At 64.7% G+C, this 16375-nt stretch carries 16 protein-coding genes; 14 read left to right on the top strand and 2 right to left on the bottom strand.

The features are described 5' to 3' along the window. Window positions 1–8: 8 nt before the first annotated feature. Both ACE3TH_RS07300 and ACE3TH_RS07305 read left to right on the top strand, forming a co-directional pair. Window positions 9–770, top strand: a complete 762-nt coding sequence (locus tag ACE3TH_RS07300) for a ribonuclease T (protein WP_374598792.1) — start codon at window positions 9–11, stop codon at window positions 768–770. Further along, window positions 767–1357 carry a DUF805 domain-containing protein gene (locus ACE3TH_RS07305; RefSeq protein ID WP_374598794.1) on the top strand — a complete coding sequence of 197 codons (591 nt, stop codon included), beginning with the start codon at window positions 767–769 and terminating at the stop codon, window positions 1355–1357. Before ACE3TH_RS07300 ends, ACE3TH_RS07305 begins: the two co-directional genes overlap by 4 nt. Here the strand turns inward: ACE3TH_RS07305 and glmM are convergent. Next, window positions 1354–2703 carry a phosphoglucosamine mutase gene (gene glmM / locus ACE3TH_RS07310; protein WP_374598796.1) on the bottom strand — a complete coding sequence of 450 codons (1350 nt, stop codon included), beginning with the start codon at window positions 2701–2703 and terminating at the stop codon, window positions 1354–1356. The two genes, ACE3TH_RS07305 and glmM, sit on opposite strands and share 4 nt — an antisense overlap. A 170-nt stretch (window positions 2704–2873) precedes the next feature. On the opposite strand from glmM, the gene glmS reads away from it, so the two are divergent. Both glmS and galU read left to right on the top strand, forming a co-directional pair. After that, entirely contained in the window at window positions 2874–4688 is a 1815-nt protein-coding gene (glmS, locus tag ACE3TH_RS07315) for a glutamine--fructose-6-phosphate transaminase (isomerizing) (RefSeq protein ID WP_374598798.1), read from the top strand. A 55-nt stretch (window positions 4689–4743) separates the two neighbouring features. Beyond that, entirely contained in the window at window positions 4744–5622 is an 879-nt protein-coding gene (galU, locus tag ACE3TH_RS07320) for a UTP--glucose-1-phosphate uridylyltransferase GalU (RefSeq protein WP_374598800.1), read from the top strand. Between the two features lie 267 nt (window positions 5623–5889). On the opposite strand, the gene ACE3TH_RS07325 is transcribed toward galU, so the two are convergent. Next, entirely contained in the window at window positions 5890–6627 is a 738-nt protein-coding gene (locus tag ACE3TH_RS07325; protein WP_374598802.1) for an alpha/beta fold hydrolase, read from the bottom strand. Window positions 6628–6717: 90 nt separating this feature from the next. On the opposite strand from ACE3TH_RS07325, the gene ACE3TH_RS07330 reads away from it, so the two are divergent. The 10 genes from ACE3TH_RS07330 to ACE3TH_RS07375 all read left to right on the top strand — a co-directional run bounded on the left by ACE3TH_RS07330 (window position 6718) and on the right by ACE3TH_RS07375 (window position 16314). Then, window positions 6718–7665, top strand: coding sequence for a glycosyltransferase family 9 protein (locus ACE3TH_RS07330; protein ID WP_374598803.1), 948 nt, complete (start codon window positions 6718–6720; stop codon window positions 7663–7665). 145 nt (window positions 7666–7810) lie between these two features. After that, window positions 7811–8332: a translation initiation factor IF-3 gene (infC, locus tag ACE3TH_RS07335; protein ID WP_374598805.1), complete on the top strand. Its 522-nt coding sequence runs from the start codon at window positions 7811–7813 to the stop codon at window positions 8330–8332. 191 nt (window positions 8333–8523) lie between these two features. Beyond that, entirely contained in the window at window positions 8524–10368 is a 1845-nt protein-coding gene (locus ACE3TH_RS07340) for an alpha/beta hydrolase family protein (protein WP_374598807.1), read from the top strand. 158 nt (window positions 10369–10526) lie between these two features. Then, a complete protein-coding gene (rpmI, locus tag ACE3TH_RS07345; RefSeq protein ID WP_003166435.1) occupies window positions 10527–10724 on the top strand; it encodes a 50S ribosomal protein L35 in 198 nt (65 codons plus the stop codon). 110 nt (window positions 10725–10834) lie between these two features. After that, window positions 10835–11194, top strand: a complete 360-nt coding sequence (gene rplT / locus ACE3TH_RS07350; protein WP_292173351.1) for a 50S ribosomal protein L20 — start codon at window positions 10835–10837, stop codon at window positions 11192–11194. Between the two features lie 84 nt (window positions 11195–11278). Next, complete coding sequence (gene pheS / locus ACE3TH_RS07355; RefSeq protein ID WP_374598809.1) at window positions 11279–12355, top strand: phenylalanine--tRNA ligase subunit alpha; 1077 nt, start codon at window positions 11279–11281, stop codon at window positions 12353–12355. Window positions 12356–12362: 7 nt separating this feature from the next. Continuing rightward, window positions 12363–12776: a hypothetical protein gene (locus ACE3TH_RS07360; protein ID WP_374598811.1), complete on the top strand. Its 414-nt coding sequence runs from the start codon at window positions 12363–12365 to the stop codon at window positions 12774–12776. Beyond that, window positions 12773–13162 (top strand): hypothetical protein, encoded by a 390-nt coding sequence (locus tag ACE3TH_RS07365; RefSeq protein ID WP_374598813.1) that lies wholly within the window; start codon window positions 12773–12775, stop codon window positions 13160–13162. The genes ACE3TH_RS07360 and ACE3TH_RS07365 overlap by 4 nt, the downstream gene beginning before the upstream one ends. Before the next feature lie 5 nt (window positions 13163–13167). Then, window positions 13168–15576, top strand: a complete 2409-nt coding sequence (pheT, locus tag ACE3TH_RS07370; protein ID WP_374598815.1) for a phenylalanine--tRNA ligase subunit beta — start codon at window positions 13168–13170, stop codon at window positions 15574–15576. A 120-nt stretch (window positions 15577–15696) separates the two neighbouring features. Beyond that, window positions 15697–16314, top strand: coding sequence for an EipA family protein (locus ACE3TH_RS07375; RefSeq protein WP_374598817.1), 618 nt, complete (start codon window positions 15697–15699; stop codon window positions 16312–16314). Window positions 16315–16375: the final 61 nt, after the last annotated feature.

Here is a 16375-nt window from a genome sequence, read left to right on the forward strand (position 1 = left end):
TTAAACGAATGGGTTTGGCCGGTCTGCTGGCTTTGGCCAGCCTGGCCGTGGCATCGTGCGAGGCGCGGCTGAATACGACCCCGGACTCCCTCGTCACCGCGGCCGCGGGGCCCGAGACCTGCATTCTGCCCGCGCGCATCGCCCTGCCCGAAATGGAAGTGGTACGACCGGACGAGGTCGTGGCTGGCCGAACCATCCTGTTCCACATGCTGGCCGTTACCTGGATGCCAGAGACGTGCAGGGATGGCGGCGATGGTGAAGGCGATCTGGCTTGCGGCAGCACAAATCGCTTCGGCTGGACCCTGCACGGCCTGTGGCCCAATGCGGACGGACGGCCCTATCCCCGCTACTGCCGCCCGGCAACGCAGGTGCCAGAGGCCACTATCCGCGCCAACCTGTGCCGCACGCCCTCGGTCGATCTGATCCAACACGAATGGGCCGCGCACGGCACCTGTGGCTGGGACACGCCGGAAGCCTACTTCGCCGATGCCGCACGGCTTTATGACGGCCTGAACCGCCCCGATCCGACGATGCTGGCCCCGGGTGCGCGTGGACCCACCGCAGGCCAGCTGCGCGATGCCTTTGTGGCGGCCAACCCCGGCCTGCCCCGCGACGCCGTCTATGTGGCCGTCGCCTCCGGCAACCGACTGCGCGAGGTCCGCATCTGCCATGATCTGGAGTTCAATGCGGCGAGGTGCCCGGTCGGCGGGCTGGGCACACCGGACGATGTGGTGCTGACCGTGGAATCGGTACGGGGGATGAACCGATGACCAACCCGATCATCCGCGGCTTTCGCAGCCTGACCCGGTTTTCCGGACGCGATCGACGCAGTCAGTTCTGGCCCTATGCGGGCGTCGCGGTCGCTCTCACCTTCGTCGTAATGGGTGTCGCCATGCTCTGGGCCATGTCGAGCTTCTGGGCCGAGGCGATGCGGATTGCCGAGACCCACCCCGAAGTCGTGACGGTGGAAAGCGGACCGGGTTACTATTCAAGAGAAGTGGATGTCTCGGGCTATGGCCTGATGCCGGACTTCACGGCCTTTTTTGCCGTCTTGGGGGTCAGCATTGTGATGTATGTCGCGCTGCTGGCGGCCGCCGTCAGCCGCCGCCTTCATGATCTAGGAAAGTCAGCGCTGTGGGGCCTGATGCCGGTCCCGTTTCTGATTTTCGGCGTCGTTTTCTTTCCGATCATGATGACCGGCATGATTGAGGCTGCTGAGCCCAATCTGGCCCTGTTCTTCCTGCTCTTCTTCAATAACGTGGCTTACATGGTCGGGCTGATCAGCCTGATTGTGATGCTGTGCCTACGAGGAACGGTCGGGCCTAACCGATTCGGAACAGACCCCCTCCAGAACTAACCCACCGCCTTCACCGCCGCGACCACATCCGCCACCACGGCCTTGACCAGCGCCTCGTCGTCACCCTCGGCCATGACGCGGATCAGTTTTTCGGTGCCGGAGGGGCGGACCAGCAGGCGGCCCTGGCCTCTGAGGCGCGCTTCGGCATCCGCGATGGCGGCCTTGACGCCAGGGTCCAGCAGCGGCTTGCCCGAGCTGAAACGGACGTTTTCCAGCAACTGCGGCACAGGGTCGAACTGGCGGGCCAGTTCGCTCATCGGGCGGCCGGATTCGATCAGGACGGCCAGGACCTGAAGCGCGCTCATCAGGCCGTCACCGGTCGTGGCGTGGTCATGCAGGATGATGTGGCCGGACTGTTCGCCGCCGATGTTGAAGCCGCCCTCGCGCATCCGCTCCATGACATAGCGGTCGCCGACCCCCGTGCGCTCCAACGTCAGACCCTCGGCGGCCAGAGCCCGCTCCAGCCCCAGGTTGGACATGACGGTGGCGACCAGTCCGCCGCCGGTCAGCAGGCCGCGTCGCGCCCAGTCGATGGCGACCATGGCCATGATCTGATCGCCGTCCACCACCTGGCCCTTTTCATCGCAGACGATCAGCCGGTCGGCGTCGCCGTCCAGGGCGATGCCGATATGCGCCTTATGCGCCACGACCGCCTTGGCCAGCGTCTCGGGATGGGTCGAGCCACAGTTGGCGTTGATGTTTAGGCCGTTCGGTTCGACGCCCACGCGAACCACCTCGGCCCCGAGTTCATACAAGGTTGTCGGCGCGACCTTGTACCCCGCCCCATTGGCGCAATCGACGGCGATACGCAGACCCTGCAGGCTCAGGCCCTTGGGGAAGCTGGCCTTGGCGATCTCGACATAGCGGGCTTGGGCATCATCGATGCGCTTGACGCGGCCCAGCCTGTCCGGCGGGGCCAAGCCGGAATCCAGCGCCTCGTCCATCATGGATTCGATCTTCAGCTCGACCGGGTCCGACAGCTTGTAGCCGTCGGGCCCGAACAGCTTGATGCCATTGTCCAGATAGGCGTTGTGCGAGGCCGAGATCATCACCCCGATATCGGCCCGCATCGACCGGGTCATCATGGCCACGCCCGGCGTCGGCAGGGGACCGAAGGTCAGGACATCCATCCCCGCCGAGGAGAAGCCGGCGACCAGCGCCGGCTCGATCATATAGCCGGACAGGCGCGTGTCCTTGCCGATCACCACCAGATGCCGGCGGTCGTCCGAGGACATGAACATCCGCCCCGCCGCCAGGCCGACGCGCAGAGCCACCTCGGGCGTCATGGGGTGGGTATTGGCGCGGCCCCGAATGCCGTCGGTCCCGAAATAGCGTCTCTCGGCCAAGCTTTGTCTTCCCTGGATCGGTGTCGCAGAAACCTTGCGAAACCGCTTTTTAGATGCGAACCCCGCCGCTGTCGCTTAATCCGACCTGTGACAGTTCAGGGTCGGATTAGACCCTCATGCGCCCGCACGCAAAGTGGGGCTCTTTCCCGTTTCCCTGAAGGACGATTTCCATGTGCGGCATCATCGGCGTGACCGGGACCGGCCCGGCGGTTCCCCGTCTGATCGACAGCCTGAAGCGGCTGGAGTACCGCGGCTATGACTCTGCCGGGGTCGCCGCCTTGGTCGATGGCGTGATCGAGCGCCGACGCGCCAAGGGCAAGATCCGCGAGCTGGAGGCCGTGCTGGCCGCCGAGCCGCTGAGTTCGACGATCGGCATCGGTCACACCCGCTGGGCCACCCACGGCGCGCCGACCACAACCAATGCCCATCCGCACAAGGCAGGCCGCGTCGTTCTCGTGCACAACGGCATCATCGAAAACTTCGCCGAACTGAAGGCTGATCTGGCCGCAGAGGGTCATGTCTTCGAAAGCCAGACCGACACCGAAGTCGTCGCCCATCTTCTGGATCGCGAACTGACCAAGGGCAACGACCCGCTGGTGGCCTTCAAGTCCGTGCTGGACCGATTGACCGGGGCCTATGCCTTGGCCGTGCTGATCGAAGGCGAGGATGGGCTGATCCTTGGCGCGCGGCGCGGCAGTCCGCTGGTCGTCGGCTGGGGCGAGGGCGAGATGTATCTGGGGTCCGACGCCCTGGCGGTCGGGCCGTTCACCCAGAAGATCAGCTATCTGGACGAGGGCGATTTCGTCGCCCTGAACCGCGACGGCGCACGCATGTTCGACGTTTCGGGCCAACCGGTCGAAAGGCCCATCGTCACGGTCTCCGCCTCATCCGCCCTGGTCGAGAAGGGCGAGTATCGCCACTTCATGGAGAAGGAGATCCATGAACAGCCCGACAGCGTCCAGCACACGTTGAGCCACTATCTCGACTTCGTGAATGCGAAAGCCAAGGCCGGCGACACCGACTTCGCCACGGTCGAACGCATCCAGATCGTGGCCTGCGGCACGGCCTTCTACGCCGGTCAGATCGGTCGTTATGCCTTCGAGAAACTGGCGGCCCTGCCCTGCGATGTCGAGATCGCGTCCGAGTTCCGTTACCGCAGCCCGGCCCTGTCAAAAGGCACCCTTGCCGTCGCCGTCAGCCAGTCCGGCGAAACCGCCGACACCCTGGCCAGCCTGTCCTGGTGCAAGTCGAAGGGCCTGAAGACCGCCGCCCTGGTCAATGTGCATTCGTCGTCCATGGCGCGTGAGGCGGACCACCTGTGGCCGACGCATGCGGGCCCCGAAATCGGCGTCGCCTCCACCAAGGCCTTCACCGCCCAAGTCGCGGCCCTGCTGGCCCTGGCCGTCGCGGCGGGCGTCCAGCGCGGCCGGATCGACGCGACCCGCGAGACCGAACTGGTCAAGGCGCTGTTCGAGGCACCGCGCCTGATCGCCGAGGCCATGCTGATGGAGGAGGCGCTAAAGACCGTGGCCCATGATCTGGCCCGGGCGACCGATGTGCTGTTCCTGGGTCGCGGGTCGATGTTCCCACTGGCCATGGAGGGCGCGCTGAAGCTCAAGGAAATCAGCTATATCCATGCCGAGGGCTATGCTGCGGGCGAGCTGAAGCACGGCCCCATCGCCCTGATCGACGAGGAAACGCCGACCGTCGCCCTGGCGCCGCTGGACGATGTGTTCGAAAAAACTGCGTCCAACCTTCAGGAAGTGGCCGCGCGCGGTGGGCCCGTCATCATGATTGCGCCAAAATCCGCGCCCGATCTGCATGGCACGGGCATCCGCCGCGTCGATGCGCCCGACTGTCATCCTCTGATCGCCCCGCTGATCTATGCCGTGCCGGTACAGCTGCTGGCCTATTACACCGCTGTTCAGAAGGGCACGGACGTCGATCAGCCGCGCAATCTGGCCAAGTCCGTAACGGTTGAGTGATCGCAACGGCCCGCGAATGCGTTAGGCTGCTTCGATCCGCCTCTCAGGAACATCCATGACCGATCATTCTCGCCGTCTTCGCAAGGCCGTCCTGCCCGTCGCGGGCCTGGGCACCCGGGTCCTGCCCGGAACCAAGACCACGCCCAAGGAACTGCTGAACGTCGTCGATCGGCCGATCCTGAGTTACATCGTGGAAGAGGCGCGCGAGGCCGGAATCGAGCACATCGTCTTCGTCACGGGGCGATCCAAAGGGGCCATCGAAGATTATTTTGACCACCAGATCGAGCTGGAGGCTCAGCTGGCGGCCAAGGGCAAGACCGAGATTCTGGACGCCATGATCGCCGAACTGGCGACTGCCGGCGAGATGAGCTTCACACGCCAGATGCAGCCGCTGGGTCTGGGTCACGCGGTCTGGTGTGCCCGCGACATCATTGGCGATGAGCCGTTCGCGGTTCTGCTGCCGGATGTGATCGTCGACTCCCAACCGGGGGCCCTGAAGCAACTCGCCGAGGTCTATGCCGAGGTCGGCGGCAATGTCATCGGCGTCGAGTCCGTGCCTGAAACCGAGACCCACAAATACGGCATCGTCGATCCCGACGGTCGGACTGGCAGCCGCATCGTGATGAAGGGCATGATCGAAAAGCCGCCCCGCGGTGAAGCCCCCTCCAATCTGTCCATCTCTGGGCGCTACATCCTTCAACCCGAAATATTCGGCATTCTACAGAACCAGCCGCGCGGGGCGGGTGGAGAGATTCAGCTGACGGACGGCATGGCACAGCTGATGAAAATGCAGATGTTCACGGCCGTCGAGTACGAGGGCACCACCCACGACTGCGGGGACAAAATCGGGCTCCTGACGGCCAACGTGGCTCTGGCTCTCAAGCGAGCCGATCTGGGTCATGCGGCAAGGGCTGCAATCAGCGCCCTCCTTTAGCTACCCTAGCGGTTGGGAATTCGCCCGCCGCCGTTGCGGAGTTCACATACGTTGTCAGTTTGCGGACGACCGGTTTGGACTCCGGTCGGGGCAAGAATCCCGCCTCGAGCCTCGCAGTCAGCTGAGAGCCGGTTGAACTCACTCGTATAGCGGTCCTGTCCGGGGGACGAAGCGCAAGCCGCTAATGAAAGAGCCAGCACAGTGGAAGCTAAGGCGATACGCATCGGTCATGTTTCCTTCGGTCTACACATGAAATGTGAACGCCGGTCAGCGGTTCCGAGCAACTGTTTGAACCAAATAGCTCAGATTTGCCTGTGACGACAGCCGGTGATCGCCTCCGTCGATCAGCTGCAGGCTGAGATCACCGCCCACTAGTGCCTCGAGCAGTCGCATCTGATGTCGCCAAGGTACGACAGCGTCGTCTCGCCCCTGAAGGATTTCTATCGGCGCAGCAATGCTGATTTCACCGTCGAGCAGCAGCCATTGTCGCGCCTCTTCGAACATGGTGCGCGTCAGGACGTATTCGCCCAGCCCCTCCTCGACGATCGTCGTCTCGCCGTCACGCAGGATGGCCTGGCGCTCGTAATCGGCCAGGCCGGGCCACATCAGCCGTTCGGTGAAATCCTGGGCCGGATTGATCAGCACCAGCGCCTTTACCCGCTCTGGTCGCGCGAGTGCGGCCAAAAGCGCGATCCAGCCTCCCATCGATGATCCCACCGGAATGATCGGCCCCTCCAGAGTGTCGATCAGCGCGATCGCATCCTCGCGCCAGCGCCCGATCGTCGCCTGTCGCCAGTCGCCCGACGACTGCCCGTGCGCGAAATGGTCGTAGCGGACGAAGTTCCAGCGGTGCTCGCGCGCCGCGGCATCCAGGGCCAGAGCCTTGGTCCCCTCCATGTCGGAACGGAATCCACCGATCCAGACGACGGTCGGGCCGGTGCCCACAACGCGCTTGAAGGCCAGGGTTTCGCCGTCGGGGCGGGTCAGGGTCTGCATGTCGGTCATGGCGTCTTGTGCCGCGTCCCGCTGAGTTCGTCACCCTTTCGAATGACTGGCCGGACTTGACCCGGTCGTGCGATGGCGGAACACAGGCCCATGTCCAGAGCGCCGCAAGTCCTGTTCGTCACCTCCAACCGCATTGGCGATTGCGTCATCTCGTCGGGCGTCATCCGTGAGATCGCGCGACAGGTGCCGGGGGCGGAAATCACCGTCGCCTGCGGGCGGCCGCCCGCTCCTTTCTTTCGCTCGGCACCCGGCGTGGTGCGCACCATCGTGCTGGACAAGAAGAAGATGGCTGGTCACTGGCTCGAGCTGTGGAAACAGGTCGTGGGCACACTCTGGGATCTGGTCATCGACATCCGAGGTTCGGCGCTCAGCTATCTGATCCCGGCCAAGCGCCGCGTCGTCTACAATCGCTCATGGGAAACAGGGCTGCGCAAGGTCGAGATGGTGTCGCGCCTGATGGGGTCGAACGCGCCGCTGGACCCCGAAATCTGGCTGGATGAACAGGCCCGCGCCGAGGCCGCCGCCGTCATCGATCCGCAACTGGCAGCCGGTGCCGGGCCAGGCCCGATCATGGCTCTGGCCCCCATCGCGCATCAGCCGGGCAAGAGCTGGCCTGCCGACCGCTGGGGCGCGCTGGTCGAAAGGTTGAAAGCTGAACCACGCTTCGACGGCTGGCGCTTCATGCCGGTTGGTGGGCCGGGCGACCGCCCCCCGGCCACGCCGGCGCTTCAGGCCGCCGGCGTGCGCGGGATCGACTTCGTGGGAAAGGGCGACATTCTGACCTCGGCCGCCGCCATCGACCGGGCGGACCTTTTCGTCGGCAACGATTCCGGGCTGATGCATGTCTCGGCGGCGTTGGGCGAGCCGACGCTGGGCCTATTCGGGCCCACTGAGTGGTGGCTGTATGGGCCATGGGGGCCCAAGACCCGCACCGCAGCCTCCAACGAGACGCGCGGCCAGTTCGCGCCGATCGAGGACCTCAGCGTCGATCACGTGTTCCAGGCGGTTCTGGCCCTGCACGACGACTTCATTCGCTAGGCCATACACGCGCCGAACCTTGTGAAACGGCGCATTCGCGGTCATATAGAGGCCAGCAGAGTGAAGCGCGCGATCCGTCGCGAACTTTGCCGCGCCGTCACACTATCTTCGTCCACGCAAGGAAACGCCGCCCATTCGCCGTCCGATGAACCAGCCGCCCGTCAAGGACGGCCCCCCCATGAACCAGGATATCCGCGCACCGCGCGTTCTGCTGATCGATCAGAACGGCGAAAAACAGGGCGTCATGCCGACCTCCGCCGCGCTGGAAGCCGCCGAAGAGGCGGGCATGGACCTGGTTCAGATCGTCTCCACCTCCGAACCCCCGGTGGCGAAGATCCTCGACTACGGCAAATACCGTTTCCAGGAGCAGAAGAAGAAGGCCGAGGCCCGCAAGCGCCAGAAGATTGTCGAGCTCAAGGAAATCAAGCTGCGGCCGAATATCGACACCCACGACTATGAGGTGAAGGCCAAGGCCATGCACCGCTTCTTCGACGAGGGTGACAAGGTCAAGGTGACGCTGCGCTTCCGCGGCCGTGAAATGGCCCACCCGGAGCTGGGCATGAAACTGCTCAACAAGGTCCAGGAAGACTTCGACGAAGTCGCCAAGGTCGAATATGCCCCGCGCATGGAAGGCCGCCAGATGATCATGATCCTGGCACCGAAGTAGGTCTAGCCGCCGGGGGGAGGGCCAAGGCAGTGTGGATTTTTGGATGGCGCACCTGGATGCGCCCGGTTCTGGTCGGCCTCTCGCTGGCAATGGCGTCACATTCTGTTGTGGCACAATCGACCACCGATGCATCCGCAAGGCTTTCACCTCCGCCGCTCGAAGCCTATGGCGCTTTACCCTCGCTTGAATTGGTGCAGCTATCTCCGTCCGGTCGTCGCCTGGCCTTCATCAGGGTCGTCGGCGAGCAGCGCCGATTGATCCTGATCGATCTGGCCAATCAGAGCCAGCTGGGCAACGTCGGCGCAGGCAACGCCAAGGTTCGGGACCTGCAATGGATCGGCGAGGATCGCGTCCTGATCACGACCTCGGAAACTGAGTCTTACCGGAACCTGGGCATAGACGAGACGGAATTGGCGGCAGGCCAGATCTACGACCCGGCGACGGCTCGGATCACCCCTGTCCTGGGCAATGTGAGAGGTGTCTTCCCGGCTCTGTTGAGCGCCGTCACGATCGTAGAGAACGCAGACGGTCATGACCTCCTGGTTCGCGCCTATGCACCGGATCAGGCCGGCCGCATCGACCTCTACCGCGTCAATCCGGAGACCGGCCGGGCGCGGGTCGCTGAATCCATGGGCCGCGAAGTCGATGATTTCATCTTTGACCCGACCGCGAAAAAGACTGTGGCCCGCAGCGAATACAAGAGCGTCACGGGCGAATGGGACCTGTATCTGCGTCATGGCGACGACGCCTTCCGCCGGGTCTGGAGGACGACGGCCCTGATCGACGCGCCCTACCTGGTGGGCATGGGTATGAGCGGCGACAGCGTCATCGTGGCGGCGGACCGACCCGATCTCGATCGCCCGGACCGCGAAAGCGCCGAGTTTTTCGACGTCAATCTCGAGACTGGTGCCTGGCGTCCTGTGCGGTTTGATTTCCAGCCGCAATCGCTGCTGTTCCATCCGCGGACCGGGCGGCTGATCGGTGCGAGCAGGCTCGAGAATGACCGCCAGATCTATGCCTTTGCCGATGCCGACGCGAGCCTGCTCTGGGCCCAGGCCGAAGCCACTTTGGGCGATGTCTCGCCCTACTTTCTGAACTGGAGCGAGGACCTCAAACATGCGGTCCTGTTCACCAGCGGTACCAGCGATGCGGGCACCTACTATCTGCTGAACCTGGCAGACAATCAGCTGAACCAGATCGGTCATGCCTATGAGGCCATATCGCCCGAACAGGTCGCGCCCGTGCGGGCCATCACCTATGCGGCGGCGGATGGCCTGCAGATCAATGGCTATCTGACCACGCCGCCGGGCGTGACTGATGCTGCAAAGCTGCCGCTGGTAGTGCTGGCGCACGGCGGCCCTGCGGCGCGTGACACGATGGGCTTTGACTGGTGGGCGCAGGCGATCGCCTCGCGCGGCTACGCCGTCCTTCAAGCCAACTTCCGTGGGTCCACCGGCTATGGCGAGGCCTTCATGGAGGCCGGCTATGGCGAATGGGGCCGCAAGATGCAGACCGATCTTTCGGACGGCGTGCGCTGGCTGGCTTCGGAGGGCCTGATCGATCCGGCACGCGTCTGTATCGTTGGCGCCAGCTATGGCGGCTATGCGGCCTTAGCCGGTCCCACGCTGGATGTCGGCGTTTATCGCTGCGCCGTATCGGTCAACGGGGTGTCTGATCTGCGCCGTATGGTCGAGGTCGAGGCTCGCGCGGGCGAGCATCGCAACAATGAGACGGTCCGTTACTGGAATCGCTTCATGGGCGCAGAGCGTCTGGGCGACCGGTCGCTGGACGAGCGCTCGCCGGCGCGACTGGCGGATCGAGCCGACGCTCCCATCCTGCTGATCCACGGTCGTGACGATACCGTCGTCCCCCTGGAGCAGAGCCGTCTGATGGCGCAGGCGCTGCGGCGCGCCGACAAGCCGGTGGAGTTCATCGAACTGCAGGGCGAGGATCACTGGCTCTCGCGATCGGACACGCGGCTCCGGATGCTGACCGAGACCATGCGGTTTCTGCAGGCCCATAATCCGGCCGACTGACGCCGCGACTTGCCTTTCGGCCGCGCTTCCCATACAAGCCGCGCCTTCGCGTACCGAACCGCCGGGCGAACAGGCATGCCTGGGCGGTTCTCAATCAGGGTTACCCCTATGGGCTCAAGTAGCCGACAGGCGGTAGCCCACTCAAAAAGAGAGTGAAAATGCCCAAACTGAAGACGAAGTCGGGCGCCAAGAAGCGCTTCAAATTCACGGCGACTGGCAAGGTCAAGGCCGGCGTGGCAGGCAAGCGTCACCGCTTGATCAGCCACAACTCGAAATACATCCGCCAGAACCGCGGCACCTCGGTCATGGCCGACGCCGACGCCAAGAAGATCAAGTCCTACATGCCCTACGCCTGAGGCGCAGAGCACCTATCGATCTGACTTCACCGCATTGAATTTGAACATTGTCCCTTAAGCAGTGAGCGCCCGCGGCGCGAACGATAGGGACATCCGAAGGATCTAAAATCATGGCTCGCGTCAAAAGGGGCGTAACGTCCCACGCCAAACACAAGAAGGTTCTGGAACAGGCCAAGGGCTTCCGGGGTCGTCGCAAGAACACCATCCGCACGGCCAAGGCCGCCGTCGACCGCGCCGGGCAATATGCCTATCGCGACCGCCGTACAAAGAAGCGCAACTTCCGCGCCCTGTGGATCCAGCGCATCAACGCTGCCGCCCGCATCGAAGGCTTCACCTACAGCCAATTCATCCACGGCCTGGGCCAGGCCGGCATCGAGCTGGACCGCAAGGTGCTGGCCGCGATGGCCGCCGACGAAGGTGCCTTCAAGGCCATCGCCGACAAGGTCCGCGACGCGCTGAAAGCCGCCTGATTTCCGGCAACGGATGCTGAAAAGCCCCCCGGTTCGCGCCGGGGGGCTTTTTGCTTTGCGCCCCAGCCGCTAGACGACACCGACATGACCGATCTCGCCCAACTCGAACTCGACCTGATCAATGCCATCGGGGCCGCCGACAGCGTCGCCGCCGTCGAGGCCATTCGCGTCTCGGCTCTGGGCAAGACAGGTGTCATCTCCGGTCTGCTGAAGGGCATGGGGGCGATGAGCCCGGACGAGCGGCGCGAGCAGGGGCCGGTCATCAATGGCCTGCGCGACCGGGTCGCCGCCGGACTGATGGCCCGAAAGTCAGAGCTGGAGGTCGCCGAGCTGGATGCCCGCCTGCTGAGCGAGCGGATCGACCTGACCCTGCCGTCGCGACCGCGCCGGGCCGGCAGCGTGCATCCGACCATGCAGGTGATGGACGAAATGATCGCCCTGTTCGCCGACATGGGCTTTGCGGTCGCCGAAGGGCCCGACATCGAGGACGACTTTCACAACTTCACGGCCCTGAACTTCCCGCCCAAACATCCGGCGCGGGAGATGCACGATACCTTTTTCCTGAAGCCTGACCCCGAGACCGGCGAGCGCAAGGTTCTGCGCACCCACACCAGCCCGGTGCAGGTGCGCACGATGATGTCGCAGACGCCGCCGATCCGCATCATCGCGCCCGGCCGGACCTTCCGGAAGGATTCAGACGCCACCCACACCCCGATGTTCCATCAGGTCGAAGGTCTGGTAATCGACCGCGACATCCACATGGGCCATTTGAAGTGGACGCTGGAGACCTTCGTCGCCCGCTTCTTCGAGCTGGATCAGGTCGATGCCCGCTTTCGGCCCCACCATTTCCCCTTCACCGAACCCTCGGCCGAAATGGACATCCGCTGCGACCGCTCGGGTGGCGAGCTGAAGCTGAACACGGGCGACAGCTGGATGGAGATTCTGGGCTGCGGGATGGTGCACCCCAATGTGCTGCGGAACTGTGGCATCGACCCGGACGAATATCAGGGTTTCGCTTTCGGCATGGGTGTGGATCGTCTGGCCATGCTGAAGTACGGCATCCCCGACCTGCGCCCCATGTTCGAGGGCGATACCCGCTGGCTGGCCCACTACGGCTTCTCCGCCTTCGCTGCCCCCAATCCGGCCTCTGGGCTGAGCTAGGAAGATCATGACCGACCAACCCGACGCGATGTCTACTGAAGAGGCCGCTGGCCGTGCGCTGGTAGCCCGCACCAGCTTCGAAAAGGAAGCAGTCTGGCTTCCCATGCTCGCTGTTCAACACTGGAATGCTGGCGAGATGGCGATCAAGGACAAAACGTTCACGGATTGCGTGATCGAAGGTCCAGCAGTGATGGCCGTGATGAACGGGACCTTCTTTGACAATTGTGCGATGGGCACGACGACCGATGTGAAGTCCCTGCTTTATCGCCCCGTCAGCGATGTGAAGATGGCCGGGGTGGTCGGCGTTTCGAATTGTCGATTTGTGCGCTGCCGCTTTGTCCAGGTAGGTTTCACCGGCTCCGATCAGCTTTTGGACGAGATGGCCTCTGGCATTCGCAGTCAAACGAGCGCTTCTCTATGAGCCGGCTTCCAATCACACGCGACATTCGGATTGCGTCAGATCTCCGCACGGCTGTGTTTGAGGACGTCGATCTCAACCTCTTTGACTTGCATGTTGCGAACCACGGCCCGGGATTGGGCGTCATCACGGATCGAACATTTCGCGGATGCCGCCTGCAAGGTCCGGCAATCATGCTGGTGTCCATCGGGGTCCAGTTCACAGACTGCAACTTTGGCGATCCCGATGGCGACATGCGGAATCTGGTTCTACGGGCAGAGGGAAAGCGGGCCTTGGGCACCATCCCCTTCCGCAACACGCTGTTTGACGGTTGCGAGTTCCTCAATGTTGGTTTCACCGGCCCCTCAGAAATCTTGGATCAGCTGCTGCGCGTCCCCGGAACTGCCTAGACAACATGAAGTTCACCCTCTCCTGGCTGAAGTCCCATCTGACCACCGACGCTGACGCCGCCACGGTGGCCGAGGCCATGACCATGGCCGGGCTGGAGGTCGAGGACGTCCACGATCCCATCGCCACCCTGGCACCTTTCACGGTGGCCAAGATCGTCTCGGCGGAACAGCATCCGAATGCCGACCGCCTGCGCGTCTGTCAGGTCCAGACCGTCGACGGGATGAAGGAGATCGTCTGTGGCGCACCCAACGCACGGGCGGGCCTGACCACCATCTACGCCCCCATCGGGGCCTATGTGCCCGGCTTGGGCGTCACCCTGGTCGAAAAGCCGGTGCGGGGCGTGGTCTCCAACGGCATGCTGTGTTCGGCAGGCGAACTGGAACAGCCGGGCGACAGCGACGGCATTCTTGACCTGCCTGATCAGCTACAGGTCGGCACACCCGCTGCCGCCGTCTTCGGGGCTGAGCCGGTCATCGACTTCGAGGTCACGCCTAACCGCCCCGACTGGCTAGGCGTCGCCGGTATTGCCCGCGATCTGGCCGCGACCGGCCTGGGCACCCTGATCGACTATCAGATCGCCACGGTGCGCGGCGGTTTTGCCTGCCCCATCACGGTACGGATCGAGGCACCAGAACTGTGCCCGGTCTTCGCCGGACGCCTGATCAGGGGGGTCAAGAATGGCCCGTCGCCGGAGTGGCTGCAACGCCGCCTCAGCGCCATCGGCCTGCGCTCGATCAACCGGCTGGTCGATGTGACCAATCTGATCGCCTACGACCGCGCCCGGCCCCTGCACGTCTATGATGCGGCCAAGCTGGTCGGGTCCGAGATCGTCGTGCGCGGCGGACAGGTCGCCTCGGATACGGGAGAGCCGGAGCATCTGATCGCCCTGGATGGCAAGACCTATGCCCTGGCCCCCGAGATGTGCGTCATCGCCGATGCGGCGGGTGAGCGTCCCATCGGCCTGGGCGGCGTCATGGGTGGCGAGAGCACCGGCTGTTCAGACGATACCACCGACGTCTTCCTGGAGAGCGCCTGGTTCGATCCAATCGCGACGGCTCAGACCGGACGTACCCTGACCCTCAGCTCCGATGCCCAGTACCGGTTTGCACGCGGCGTGGACACGGCCTCGGTCGTGCCGGGGCTGGAACTGGCCACGCGACTGATCCTGGATCTGTGCGGCGGTGAACCGTCCGAGGTGATCGTGGCGGGTCAGGCCCCGGCCCTGCCCGCGCCCGTCGCCTTCGACCCCGCCCATGTCGAGCGTCTGACCGGACTGACCCTCAGCGACGACCGTATCGCCGACATCCTGACCGCCCTCGGCTTCGAGATCGCGCGCGGTTCGCCCTGGACCGTCACTCCGCCATCGTGGCGTCGCGACGTCGAGGGAGCCGCCGACCTGGTCGAGGAAGTGGCCCGCATCGAGGGCTATGGCGCTCTGCCGTCCACGCCACTTCCGGATCAGGGTGCCCCGTCGCGCGGTGTATTGAATGCCCGTCAGGCCCGCGTGCGGCTGGCACGGCGCGCCCTGGCCGCCATAGGATATGCCGAGGCCGTTACCTGGTCCTTCACCAGGCAATCGACGGCAGCCCTGTTCGGCGGCGGCGATGACCGCCTGTTGGTCGAGAACCCCATCGCGTCGGACCTCGACTTCATGCGGCCCTCGGCCCTGCCAAACCTGATCCAGGCCGCCGCCCGCAATGCCGCCCGCGGCCATGCCGATGCGGCTCTGTTCGAGATCGGTCCCATCTATCTGGACGACCAGCCGACCGGCCAGCGTACCGTCATAGCCGGCCTGATCGCGCCTCATGCGTCCCGCCACTGGAGCGGAAACGGCGAAGACGCTCTGTTCGGCCTGAAGGGTGATCTGATGGCGCTTCTGAGCCAGCTGGGCGCACCCGTCGCCTCCCTGCAACTGGTTCAGGGCCAGAACCGCGACTGGTGGCACCCGGGCCGGTCAGCCCGTCTGCAACTGGGTCCGAAGACCGTGCTGGCGGAGTTCGGGGCCCTGCACCCCCGTGTGCTCAAGGCGCTGGACGCCGATGGCCCCATGCTGGCGTTCGAGGTCATGCTGGATGCCGTACCCGAACCCCGCGGGGCCAGGGCCAAGACGCGCGGCCCGGCACAGCTGACCAATCTGATGCCGCTCAGCCGCGACTTCGCCTTCGTGGTCGAGGATGGCAAGGCGGCGGGCGATCTGATCCGTGCCGTGGCGGGGGCGGACAAGACCCTGATCACCGACGTGCGGGTCTTCGACGTCTATCGCGGCCAAGGCGTCGCTGAAGGCCACGCTTCCATAGGTCTGGAAGTCCTGATCCAGCCGCGCGACGCCACCTTGACCGACGCCGAGATCGAGGCCCTGTCGGCCAAGATCATCGCGGCGGCGGCCAAGACAGGCGCGGTCCTGCGGGCCTAATGCAAGGCGCGGCAAGGTTCCGTTAACCTTGCCGCCGCAAGGCTGACTCAAAGAGCGGCGACGGTGTCGTCAGCGCCCGCGTCAGTCGGGCGGACCGTCTCGCCTTCGGAGCCATACGCCATGCATCGCCGCCAGTTGATCCTTTCGGGCCTCGCCGCCACCGCCGGAACCGTGGGCCTGTCCGCCTGCGCCACTACCAATGGCCAGCCCGCCGACCCCAACTATCCGATCCGCTCGGACCAGAACGCCCAAGCCTATACCGCCGACGAACTGGTCGCCGCCGGTTCGCGCGAACTGGGCATCGCGGCCGAGGCCATCGGCGGCGCGATCGAGCGCATCTTCGCCGACAATGGTGACCGTCCGACCGCCTATATCGCGGGCGAGGAGGCTGCCGGGGCCGCCGCCGTCGGGCTGCGCTACGGCCGCGGGGCCCTGCACATGAAGGACCTGTCGGCCTCGCAGGAGGTGTTCTGGCAGGGAATCTCGATCGGCTGGGACATCGGCGGCAATGCCAGCCGGGTCTTCACCCTGGTCTACGGCCTGTACCACCCCGACATGATCTATCGCCGCTACCCGGGCGTGGAGGGCACGGCCTATCTTATCGGCGGGCTGGGCGTGAACTATCAGCGGGCCGACGGCATCGTCCTGGCTCCAATCCGCACCGGCGTCGGCCTGCGTGCCGGCGCCAACGTCGGCACCATGGCCTACAGCCGCCAGCGCAACATTCTGCCATTCTAGTTGGGGAGGAGCGCTAACGCTCGCCGCGCGGCGGCTCGCTGTTTGAGCGAGGGCTGCAGAA

Origin of the sequence: Brevundimonas sp. (assembly GCF_041919755.1) — a bacterium.
In the GTDB taxonomy this organism is placed as follows: Bacteria; Pseudomonadota; Alphaproteobacteria; order Caulobacterales; family Caulobacteraceae; genus Brevundimonas.

Bases quoted from the DNA above. Each gene is read 5' to 3' on its own strand.
- ACE3TH_RS07300 (WP_374598792.1), top strand. From the start codon at position 9: ATGGGTTTGGCCGGTCTGCTGGCTTTGGCCAGCCTGGCCGTGGCATCG.
- ACE3TH_RS07305 (WP_374598794.1), top strand. From the start codon at position 767: ATGACCAACCCGATCATCCGCGGCTTTCGCAGCCTGACCCGGTTTTCC.
- glmS (WP_374598798.1), top strand. From the start codon at position 2,874: ATGTGCGGCATCATCGGCGTGACCGGGACCGGCCCGGCGGTTCCCCGT.
- galU (WP_374598800.1), top strand. From the start codon at position 4,744: ATGACCGATCATTCTCGCCGTCTTCGCAAGGCCGTCCTGCCCGTCGCG.
- ACE3TH_RS07325 (WP_374598802.1), bottom strand. From the start codon at position 6,627: ATGACCGACATGCAGACCCTGACCCGCCCCGACGGCGAAACCCTGGCC.
- ACE3TH_RS07330 (WP_374598803.1), top strand. From the start codon at position 6,718: ATGTCCAGAGCGCCGCAAGTCCTGTTCGTCACCTCCAACCGCATTGGC.
- infC (WP_374598805.1), top strand. From the start codon at position 7,811: ATGAACCAGCCGCCCGTCAAGGACGGCCCCCCCATGAACCAGGATATC.
- rpmI (WP_003166435.1), top strand. From the start codon at position 10,527: ATGCCCAAACTGAAGACGAAGTCGGGCGCCAAGAAGCGCTTCAAATTC.
- rplT (WP_292173351.1), top strand. From the start codon at position 10,835: ATGGCTCGCGTCAAAAGGGGCGTAACGTCCCACGCCAAACACAAGAAG.
- pheS (WP_374598809.1), top strand. From the start codon at position 11,279: ATGACCGATCTCGCCCAACTCGAACTCGACCTGATCAATGCCATCGGG.
- ACE3TH_RS07360 (WP_374598811.1), top strand. From the start codon at position 12,363: ATGACCGACCAACCCGACGCGATGTCTACTGAAGAGGCCGCTGGCCGT.
- ACE3TH_RS07365 (WP_374598813.1), top strand. From the start codon at position 12,773: ATGAGCCGGCTTCCAATCACACGCGACATTCGGATTGCGTCAGATCTC.
- pheT (WP_374598815.1), top strand. From the start codon at position 13,168: ATGAAGTTCACCCTCTCCTGGCTGAAGTCCCATCTGACCACCGACGCT.
- ACE3TH_RS07375 (WP_374598817.1), top strand. From the start codon at position 15,697: ATGCATCGCCGCCAGTTGATCCTTTCGGGCCTCGCCGCCACCGCCGGA.